Below are 866 nucleotides of genomic sequence, written 5' to 3'. Positions count from 1 at the left end.
ATCTGGAAAGATCAAGGTGACTTTTGTAAGTGCATGAAAAATAAGTGTTGTTCAGAATTTTGTGAGAAATGTAGATGATCAGGTGAGCGAAGATAAGATCTGATTAAGAGGGCGTAGAGCCTTACTCTATAAGGCTTTAGAGCGAATTATTAAGATAAAGCAGTTTTTCAATTTATGAGACGGTATAATTAAACTCAGATGTCAAAATCACTGTGCAGTTAACGGGACAAAACCGCTGTTTACGTGTTGATGAAGAAGAGGGGAACGAGTGAGTGCTGGACCTATATTGTTATCAGGGTTACAAGCAAAACTCGTTAACTCTTAAGCAGAAACCAAGCAATAAGATTTAAATGTGTCGCCACTTTATCGCCATTTATTATTCTTGTTTCATTTAACTAATTGATTTTATAGGTTAAAAAATTAAAGTGGATATAAAGCTTTACTACGTGCATGACCCAATGTGCAGTTGGTGTTGGGGTTACAAACCAACGCTGGATAAACTAAAACAGCAACTGCCAGGTGTGATTCAGTTTGAGTATGTGGTTGGTGGTCTTGCGCCAGATACTAATTTACCGATGCCGCCCGAGATGCAACAAAAACTCGAAGGTATTTGGAAGCAGATTGAGCGCCAGTTAGGCACTAAGTTTAACTACGATTTCTGGAAGCTTTGTACGCCAGTTAGAAGCACTTACCAATCTTGTCGTGCGGTTATTGCAGCGGGCTTTCAAGATTCTTATGAGCAGATGCTAGAAGCGATTCAGCATGCGTATTACTTACGTGCGATGCCTCCTCATGAAGAAGCCACTCACTTGCAACTAGCGAGAGAAATTGGCTTGAATGTTCAGCAATTCAAGAATGATATGGAC

General features: G+C 39.8%; 1 protein-coding gene. It reads left to right on the top strand.

Annotated elements, in window-relative coordinates; genetic code table 11:
- Window positions 1-425 precede the first annotated feature (425 nt).
- Window positions 426-866, top strand: a 441-nt coding sequence (locus tag IQR33_RS13465) for a DsbA family protein (RefSeq protein ID WP_193843765.1), incomplete at its 3' end; no start/stop codon positions are given.

It is taken from the genome of Vibrio sp. OPT46 (assembly GCF_015163535.1).
Lineage (GTDB): Bacteria > Pseudomonadota > Gammaproteobacteria > Enterobacterales > Vibrionaceae > Vibrio > Vibrio alginolyticus.
Note: the sequence above shows the minus strand (reverse complement) of the source record. Positions and strands in the feature narration are given on the sequence as shown.